Here is an 8,624-nt window from a genome sequence, read left to right as displayed (position 1 = left end):
ATGGCCTCGTTGATGCAGGGGGTTTTGTTCGCCTGCGCCGCGCTTTCGGTGTTCATCACAGCGGCCATTGTCTGGGTGCTGGTGACCGAGTCACTCCCGTTTTTCCGGGCTGTGCCGCTCTGGACGTTCCTGACCGACACCGAGTGGACGCCGGTTTTCACAGAGGCCCGCTACGGGATCCTCCCGCTGCTCAGCGCTACGTTCTGGGCGGCGGGGATCGCTATGTTGGTGGCGACCCCGCTGGGCCTGGTGCTGTCGATCTATCTCAGCGAGTTCGCGCCCGCCTCGGTGCGCGAGGCGCTGAAGCCGGTGCTGGAGATGCTTGCGGCCGTGCCCACCGTGGTGTTCGGCTACTTCGCGCTGCTGTTTCTGACGCCGCTGGCCAAACAATTCATCCCCGGACTTTCGGGCTTCAATCTGCTGATCCCGGGCCTAGTGCTGGGCGTGATGATCCTGCCCTATGTGGTCTCGATCAGCGAAGACGCCATGCGCGCTGTGCCCATGTCGCTGCGCGAAGGTGCCTTTGCGATCGGCATGAGCCGGGTCCAGATGGCGACCATGGTGATCATTCCTGGCGCGTTCTCCGGCATCACCGCAGCCTACCTGCTGGGCTTCGCGCGGGCGGTGGGCGAGACCATGGTTGTGGCCATCGCGGCCGGGCAAAACCCCAACCTGACCGGCGACCCGCGTGAGGGCGCCGCCACCATCACCGCCTATATCGTGCAGATGAGCCTTGGCGATCTCCCGCACGGCTCTCTGCCCTACGCGACGATTTTCGCGGCTGGCCTGACGCTGTTCGTGATCACTCTGATCTTCAATCTGCTGGGTTTCTGGCTCCGCCGGCGCTTCCGGGAGGCCTACTAGATGGCTGCCATGAAGCCCGCCGAAGCCCTGGTTCAAGGCAAGCGCCGCCAGGATCTGGTGTTCGGCGTGCTGGGCATCTTCGCCCTGGTCGTGGTGATGGGTCTTTTGCTCACCCTGATCGGCGATCTGCTGACCGATGGCCTCAGCCGGGTCGACGGGCAGTTCCTGACCAGCTTCCCCTCGCGCCGCGCGGCCGAAGCGGGGATTCTCTCTGCGTGGGTGGGCACGACCCTGGTGATGATCGTAACGGCCTGTTTCGCTGTTCCACTGGGCGTGGGGGCTGGGCTCTATCTGGAAGAATACGCCTCCAAGAACGCCCTGACCGACGCCATCGAGATCAATGTCAGCAACCTGGCCGGGGTGCCCTCGATCATCTACGGCCTCCTGGCGCTGGGCTTCTTCGTCTATGCGCTGGGCATGGGGCCGACCGTGCTGGTGGGCGGCATGGTGCTGGCGTTGCTGATCCTGCCGATCGTCATCGTGGCGACGCGCGAAGCGCTGCGGGCCGTGCCGGCGGGCCTGCGCGAGAGCGCTTACGGCATCGGCGCCAACCGCTGGCAGGTGATGTGGAGCTACATCCTGCCGAGCGCCCGGCCGGGCATCCTGACCGGCGCGATCGTCGGCCTGAGCCGCGCCATTGGCGAGACCGCGCCGATCATCACCATCGGAGCCCTGACCTATATCGCCTTCCTGCCGCCCTCGCCGGTAAGCGCCGACCCGCCCTGGCTGAACTTCGACTGGCTCGCCTCGCCCTTCAGCGTGATGCCGATCCAGATGTACAACTGGGTTTCGCGGCCGCAGGAAGCCTTCCATGAAAACGCCGCCGCCACCGGTGTGGTCCTGCTGACCATGACCTTGTTGATGAACGGCTTCGCGATCTACCTGCGCTATCGTCTGCGCAAAGCCGTGCGGACCTGACCGATGAATGAGGCGATGAATGCCAGGAGGCCCGCCGTGACCACCACTTCGCCGCTCGGCTCGGAGGCGACGATCCGCGCCCGCGCGGAGGGCCTGAGTTTCTGGTACGGCAAGTTCCAGGCGCTCTACGACGTCTCCATGCCGATCCACGACAAGCAGGTGACCGCGATCATCGGCCCGTCAGGTTGCGGCAAGAGCACGCTGCTCCGCTGTTTCAACCGCATCCACGATCTCTATCCGGGCGTCCGTTACGAAGGCGCGCTGGAACTGCTGCCCGAGGGTCTGAACCTGGTCGGCAAGGGCGTCGACCCGATCCTCGTGCGGCTGATGGTGGGGATGGTGTTCCAGAAGCCGAACCCGTTCCCCAAGAGCATCTATGAGAATGTCGCCTCCGGACTCTACGTGCGCGGCATCCGTAATCGGAGCGAGGTGGACGGCCGGGTGGAGACGGCGCTGAAACAGGCGGCGATCTGGGACGAGGTCAAGGACCGGCTGAAGAAGCCGGCCTATGAGCTTTCGGGCGGCCAGCAGCAGCGCCTCTGCATCGCCCGCGCGCTGGCGCCGGAACCCAAGCTGCTGCTGCTCGACGAGCCGACCTCGGCGCTGGACCCCATCGCCACCGCCAAGATCGAAACCTTGATCTCGGATCTGGCCGAGCAGGTGACGGTGGTGATCGTCACCCACAATATGGGCCAGGCGGCGCGCATATCGCACCACACCGCCTTCATGCACCTCGGCAAGCTGGTGGAGTTCAACGAGACCGAGACGATCTTCACCAATCCTCAGGCCGATCAGACCCGGGACTATGTCACCGGGCGCTACGGGTAGGACGGCATGGAACACACCCTGAAGGCGGTCGATGCGGAGCTGGCCGGGCTGGGCCATGACCTCGCGGCCATGGGCGATCTGGCGGTGGCCCAGGTGCGCAGCGCCATCGACGTGTTTGTCAGCCACGACCAGGTCACCGCTCAGAAGGTCATCCGGGGCGACGACGCGCTTGACCTGCAGGATGCCGAGATCGAGCGCCGGGCGGTCAAGTTCATCGCGCTGCGGCAGCCAGTGGCCGACGACCTGCGTCGGGTGGTCGCGGCGATGAAGATTTCGACTCAGCTTGAGCGCTGCGGGGATCTCGGCAAGAACATCGCCAAACGCGTGGCGCGGATGGACGCTGGCGCGCCGGCTGACCAGGCCGAGATGATCGGCGGGCTGGGCCGAATGGCGGCCGCCCGGCTGGCGGCTGTGGTCGACGCCTATCGCCGCGACGACGCCCAGGGCGCCTATACAGTGTGGGCCAGCGACACCGAGATCGATGAACGCCACGAGGCGGTGCTGCGCGACATCATCAGCCGGATGACCGCCACGTCGGAGGCGGTGGCCGACGGGGCTCACCTGCTGTTCATCGCCAAGAACCTCGAGCGGATCGGCGATCACGCCACCAACATCGCCGAACTGGTGCACTACCAGATCACCGGCCAGGACCTCGCAGATCGCCCGAAGGGGTAGGGGCGGGCGAATGCCCCAATGCCTCGAATAGGACCGATTGGGCTTTCCTGCGCGCGCGCCCATGCGCGCGCATAGGGGGCGACGGGCATAGAGAGGCGATCCCTGACAAAGGGATGGGCGGGCTTGGCGGTGCAAGTCGTTTGAGTCCGGAGTACGCGAATGTAGCGCAATCCGAAGCCGATGTAAAGCACGAAACAAGAACATAATGGAGATCCCTACGTCCCGCCGCTCACACCTTCGGCAAGGCTTGGGCGGACAGGTCGCGGGGGAGGTGAAATGAGGCGCCGAGCGAAAGGCGCAATCCCAAGCTGGATAAAGGGTTGCGCTGCTCCTGAGTGCGGCGGAGGTTGGTCAATGGCTCTCCCTGACATCCCGCTCGCAGACCGTCGACGGCTGTTGAAGACCGGCGTTGCCCTGGGCGGGGTGGGCCTTCTGGGAGGCTGCGCGACGGCGGGCCGAGCCGTCTCGCCGGGGTTCCGGGCGTCCCCGCCGCTGGCGCCCATCGATGCGCGGCCGGACCGGATCATGGGGGTGACGTTGTGCCTGCGGCCGTTCCGGGCGGCGGGTCCGAGGCTCGACGCCGAGATGGTGGGCGACAAGCTGGTGGTGCACAACTACGGCCACGGCGGGTCGGGCTGGTCGTTGGGCTGGGGCTCAGCGCAGATCGCGGTGAAGACGGCGTTGGCGGGCGGCGCCCGCGACGTGGCGGTGATCGGCTGCGGCGCCCTGGGTCTGACCGCCGCCACGGTGGCGCAGCGGGCTGGCGCGCGGGTGACGATCTACGCCAAGGAACGCCTGCTCGACGCCCGCTCGGCGCGCGCGACCGGTGTCTGGTCACCCGACAGTCGCATCGCGCTGGCGGGCTCGGTCGATGCCGGGTTCGCGGCGCAGTGGGAGGACATGACGCGCCGGTCGTTCCGCATTCACCAGCAGTATCTGGGCCTGGCCGACGCGCCGGTGGAATGGACCACCCGCTACATGATCTCGAACACGCCGCCCGCCGCGCCGCCGGACCCGATGGGGTTCGCCCACTATGGCGAGCGGATTCGCGACCTGACGCCGCGACCCGTTCCACTGGAGCCCGGCGAGCATCCGTTTCCCGCGCCCTATGTGCGGCGGGCCAGCCTGCCGATGTTCAACATCGCCGCCTATGGCCACACCCTGATGAACGACTTCCTGATCGCCGGCGGTCGTTTCGAGCTGATGGAGTTCATGGCGCCGGCCCAGTTGGCGACGCTGAGGGAGAAGGTGATCATCAACTGTACAGGCTACGGCGCCCGCGCGCTCTGGAAGGACGAGAGCGTGGTCCCGGTGCGCGGCCAGATCGCCTGGCTGATTCCGCAGTCCGATGTGAACTATGGGGTTACGTACCAAGGCGTGGCGACCGTCGGACGTCGTGACGGTATTGGCGTGCAGGTGACGGGGTCGGACGAATCCTACGGCTTCAACGACGCAAACGAGGCGCCGGACCGGGCGGAGTCCGACACGGCGGTGACGACGATCGCCAGCCTGTTCCGCACGCGGCCGGGCTGATCAGGATCTTCGAGACGTCAACGGACCCGATAACGGACGGCGGCAGTCCTACTGCTGTTGTTGCATCTGGTGCAGGCGTTGCTGGTGGCGGGCTTCGGCGCCGGTCGGGGCGCGGCGGGAGCCGGGCCCCTGGCGAGGGGAGTGGCCGGCGACGCGCAGGAACTCAGGGTCGCTGAGCGCGGCGCGGGCGCGGCGAACCGACACGCCGACCGAGAGCTGGCTGACGGTGTCGCCCTTGAAGACTCCTCGCGAGGGCGGCACGTCGCGGTAGTCGCGGCCGACCGCGCAGATGACATGGCGTTCCGTGGCGAAGGTGTTGTTGGTCGGATCGATCCCCACCCAGCGCAGGCTGGGGAGGAAGACCTCGACCCAGGCGTGAGAGGCGTCCGGGTCGGATCGATCTGGGTGGCGGCGGTCGGTGAAGAGGTAGCCTGACACGTATCGAGCCGGCAGGCCCCAGCCCCGGCACACCGCGATCATCAGGTGTGCGAAGTCCTGGCAGACCCCCTTGCCGGCGCGCAGCACGTCCTCGATGGGACTATCGGCGCGCGTGACGCCGGTTTCATAGGCGAAGGCGCCGTAGATCAGTTCCGAGAGCGCGCGCACCGCGCTCAGCGGATCGCGGTGCTTGTAGTCGGAAAGGCCCATTCCGTTAATGAAGGCGTCCAGTTCGGGGCTGCCGCGCGCGAATCCGTGGGCATGCAGATAGTCGAAGTTGTCACCGCGCAGCGAGTCTGAAGCGAGGCGGTCCCATTCGCCCATGTCGAGCCGGGCGGGAATCTCCGGCGGGACCTCGGTTTCGACCGCCGATCGTGCCGTGATGGTCAGGCGATCGTGCGGTTGGGGCACGTCGAAGTGGTAGACGGCGTTGCCGAACGTGTCCGGGTAGGAGAACACCTGAGCCGGCGGATCGAGGTCGAGATCGAAGCTGACCAGCCGCTGGCGGGCGCTCTTCTGCGGCTGCATCCACACTTCCATGACGCTTTCGCGCACGGGCTGGACGTACTCGTAGCGGGTGACGTGGCGGATCTCGAGCAGCACGGCGGGGGCGCCTCCTTCAGGCGGGCAGGCGGTCTTCGAGCGGATAGGCGACGAAGGTGTCGTAGAGGCTGGCGTGAATGGCGGCGCACTCGTCCAGCACGGTCTTGAGGAAGGCGCTGGGGCCCTGGGCCTCGAGTTCATCCATATCGGCGTACTGCATGCGCGCTCGAAGTCGCCCGGCCAGCCGGTCAGGGCCGACACTGCCGGCGAGGCCGGAGTGGCGGATGATCGCGGCGAGGTGGCTTTCGATTTCCTGGGCGCAGAAGCGGATCGAACGAGGAAAATCTTCGTCCAGTGTCAGGAATTCCAGGATGAAGCGGGCGTGGATCTCGGCTGTGTAGACCCGCAGATAGGGTTCCAGTGCGCAGCCCATGCGTAGGACGCTGGTGAGCGCGAAATGGTCGTTGGTGACCCGCCGCGAGCGCGAATCTCCGAACACCACCTCGAGCAACGAGCCGATCCGTTGGGCGCGTTCGAGATAGACCCCTAACAGGAGGAAGCTCCAACCCTCGCCGTGGCTCATGGTGGCGTCGCCGGCCCCCTTGAACAGGTGAAGGTCAGCGATGGTGTCGTGCAGAAAGAGCTGGGAGCCGTCGGCGAAGTCCTTGGCCGCGTCAGGATCGTTCATCCTCAGATAGATGAGGTTGAGCCGCTCCCAGGTCTCGGTGGTGATCTGGTCACGCACCTGGCGGGCGTTTTCCCGCGCCCGGGCGATGGAAGAGTAGATCGAGCTCTCGTCGGAGCGGTCGAGCGCCAGGGCCAGCGCCGCATCGTAGGGGCTCTTGGCCTTGGCGACGTTGGGATCGCCGACCGCGGCCAGCGCGATGCGCGCCACCTGGGTTGCGGAATCCGAACGGTCGAGGGTTGCGTTGAGCATGACGTCAGAGAGCCGGCACATGTGCTCCGCCCGCTCTACATAACGGCCGATCCAGTAGAGGCTGTCGGCGACCCGGGCGAGCATCATGACTTGTCGCCCTTTCCATCGGAGAGAACCCAGGTGTCCTTGGAGCCGCCGCCCTGGCTTGAATTGACCACCAGAGAGCCCTTTTTCAGCGCCACGCGGGTCAGGGCGCCCGGCGTGACCACGATCTTCTCGCCTGAGAGAATAAAGGGCCGGAGGTCCACATGGCGGGCCTCGACCGCGTGGTCGATCAGGCAAGGCGCGGTCGAAAGCTGGATGGTCGGCTGGGCGATATAGTTGGAAGGGTCCGCCCGCAGCGCCACGGCGAACTCCTCACGCTGGGCCTGGGTGGCGTGGGGCCCGACCAGCATGCCGTAGCCCCCGGACGCACCGACCGCCTTGACCACCAGCTTGTCCAGATTGGCCAGCACGTGGCTGAGCTGCGATGGCTCGCGGCAGAGGTAGGTTTCGATATTGGGCAGGATGGCGTCCTCGCCCAGGTAGTAGCGGATGATCTCCGGCACATAGGCGTAGACCGCCTTGTCGTCGGCGACGCCGGTGCCGGGTGCGTTGCAGATGACCACGTTGCCCGCCCGGTAAGCGTTGAACAGGCCGGCTGCGCCCAGCGACGAGTCGCGGCGGAAGGTCAGCGGATCGATGAAGTCGTCATCGACGCGTCGGTAGATCACGTCGATCCGGCGCAGGCCCGTGGTGGTGCGCATGTAGACCATGTTGTCGTGCACCACGAGGTCGCGGCCCTCGACCAGCGGCGCGCCCATCAGGCGGGCGAGATAGGCGTGCTCATAGTAGGCGGAATTGTAGACCCCTGGGGTCAGCACCACGACCTGGGGGTTGGGTCGCCAGTCGGCGGCCATGGATTTCAGTGTGGCGAGCAGCAGGTCGGGATAGCGGTCGATGGAGCGGACGCCGGCGCCCCGGAAGGTGCCGGGGAACACGCGCTTGGACGCCTCACGGTTGGCTAGCATGTAGGAGACGCCGGAGGGGACGCGGAGGTTGTCCTCCAGCACCGCGAACTCGCCGTTCTCCTGGCGGATCAGGTCTGAGCCGCAGACATTGGCGTAGGCCTGGTGCGGCACATAGAGGTTCTGCATCTCGCGCCGGTAGGAGGGCGCCTGAAGGACCAGATCGCGGGGCACCACGCCGTCCATCAGGATCTGCTGCTCGGAGTAGATGTCAGCCAGGAACATGTTGAGCGCGCGGAGACGCTGGGTGAGGCCGGCTTCGATGCGCGCCCATTCCGCGCCCGGGATGATGCGGGGCAGGATGTCGGTGGGGATGATCCGTTCGGTGGAGCTCTCGGCGCCGTAGACGGTGAAGGTGATGCCCTGGAGTAGGAAGAAGCGTTCCTGCGTCCGCTGGCGATCGGCCAGTTCCTCGGGCGTGAGGGTCGCCAGGCGCGCGTCAAGGGAGCCGTAGTGCGCGCGGACATCGCCCGAAGGGGACCGCATCTCGTCATAGGGTCCAGGCGGCGCGCCCGCCGCAGATTTAGGCTCCTCCAGGTTGACGCTCACGTGCGGGCTCGGGCCTTTCCGATTGGCTCTGGCGAGAACGTGTAGGACGCTTGCGCCCCGGCCGGAAGCGGTTCGCCTGCATTCGCGGCTCGGCGCCTAGTTTTTGGGCGCCGCGATCTATCGCCCGGGCCGGATGACAGGCGGCGGCCGCGCGGCTACACCCGGCCAGAGGGGCGCCACGAGGATTCGAGCTTGGGTCGATTGCTCTTCGCCGCCGTCGCCGCCGCCGCCTGTGTGGGCGGTCCCGTGCGGTCGGAACCTCGGGCGGATGTTCAGGGCGAGATGGACGCGGCGCTGCGCGAGGTGATCATTCGCGCCGTGGGCGTGGCCGA

At 66.7% G+C, this 8,624-nt stretch carries 8 protein-coding genes; 5 read left to right on the top strand and 3 right to left on the bottom strand.

The window, feature by feature from the left end:
* The 5 genes from pstC to ACIQ3R_RS11665 all read left to right on the top strand — a co-directional run.
* The coding region (gene pstC / locus ACIQ3R_RS11685; RefSeq protein ID WP_397418658.1) for a phosphate ABC transporter permease subunit PstC at positions 1 to 864 on the top strand (864 nt) is incomplete at its 5' end.
* Positions 865 to 1,782, top strand: a complete 918-nt coding sequence (pstA, locus tag ACIQ3R_RS11680) for a phosphate ABC transporter permease PstA (RefSeq protein WP_397418656.1) — start codon at positions 865 to 867, stop codon at positions 1,780 to 1,782.
* Between the two features lie 36 nt (positions 1,783 to 1,818).
* On the top strand, positions 1,819 to 2,610 hold the full coding sequence (pstB, locus tag ACIQ3R_RS11675) for a phosphate ABC transporter ATP-binding protein PstB (protein ID WP_397418654.1): 792 nt from the start codon (positions 1,819 to 1,821) through the stop codon (positions 2,608 to 2,610).
* Between the two features lie 6 nt (positions 2,611 to 2,616).
* Positions 2,617 to 3,285 (top strand): phosphate signaling complex protein PhoU, encoded by a 669-nt coding sequence (gene phoU, locus ACIQ3R_RS11670; RefSeq protein ID WP_397418653.1) that lies wholly within the window; start codon positions 2,617 to 2,619, stop codon positions 3,283 to 3,285.
* Between the two features lie 354 nt (positions 3,286 to 3,639).
* On the top strand, positions 3,640 to 4,818 hold the full coding sequence (locus tag ACIQ3R_RS11665) for an FAD-dependent oxidoreductase (RefSeq protein ID WP_397418651.1): 1,179 nt from the start codon (positions 3,640 to 3,642) through the stop codon (positions 4,816 to 4,818).
* A gap of 48 nt (positions 4,819 to 4,866) precedes the next feature.
* Here ACIQ3R_RS11665 and ACIQ3R_RS11660 read toward each other — a convergent pair whose 3' ends face one another.
* From ACIQ3R_RS11660 to ACIQ3R_RS11650, 3 genes are read right to left on the bottom strand one after another with little or no spacing between them, the layout of a single operon-like run.
* Complete coding sequence (locus ACIQ3R_RS11660; protein ID WP_397418649.1) at positions 4,867 to 5,859, bottom strand: transglutaminase N-terminal domain-containing protein; 993 nt, start codon at positions 5,857 to 5,859, stop codon at positions 4,867 to 4,869.
* Between the two features lie 16 nt (positions 5,860 to 5,875).
* Positions 5,876 to 6,823, bottom strand: coding sequence for an alpha-E domain-containing protein (locus ACIQ3R_RS11655; RefSeq protein WP_397418647.1), 948 nt, complete (start codon positions 6,821 to 6,823; stop codon positions 5,876 to 5,878).
* Positions 6,820 to 8,229 carry a circularly permuted type 2 ATP-grasp protein gene (locus ACIQ3R_RS11650; RefSeq protein WP_397418660.1) on the bottom strand — a complete coding sequence of 470 codons (1,410 nt, stop codon included), beginning with the start codon at positions 8,227 to 8,229 and terminating at the stop codon, positions 6,820 to 6,822. Before ACIQ3R_RS11650 ends, ACIQ3R_RS11655 begins: the two co-directional genes overlap by 4 nt.
* Between the last annotated feature and the right edge of the window lie 395 nt (positions 8,230 to 8,624).

Source organism: Phenylobacterium sp., from assembly GCF_044371015.1.
In the GTDB taxonomy this organism is placed as follows: domain Bacteria; phylum Pseudomonadota; class Alphaproteobacteria; order Caulobacterales; family Caulobacteraceae; genus Phenylobacterium.
Note: the sequence above shows the minus strand (reverse complement) of the source record. Positions and strands in the feature narration are given on the sequence as shown.

Bases quoted from the DNA above. Each gene is read 5' to 3' on its own strand.
- pstA (WP_397418656.1), top strand. From the start codon at position 865: ATGGCTGCCATGAAGCCCGCCGAAGCCCTGGTTCAAGGCAAGCGCCGC.
- phoU (WP_397418653.1), top strand. From the start codon at position 2,617: ATGGAACACACCCTGAAGGCGGTCGATGCGGAGCTGGCCGGGCTGGGC.
- ACIQ3R_RS11665 (WP_397418651.1), top strand. From the start codon at position 3,640: ATGGCTCTCCCTGACATCCCGCTCGCAGACCGTCGACGGCTGTTGAAG.
- ACIQ3R_RS11655 (WP_397418647.1), bottom strand. From the start codon at position 6,823: ATGATGCTCGCCCGGGTCGCCGACAGCCTCTACTGGATCGGCCGTTAT.
- ACIQ3R_RS11650 (WP_397418660.1), bottom strand. From the start codon at position 8,229: ATGCGGTCCCCTTCGGGCGATGTCCGCGCGCACTACGGCTCCCTTGAC.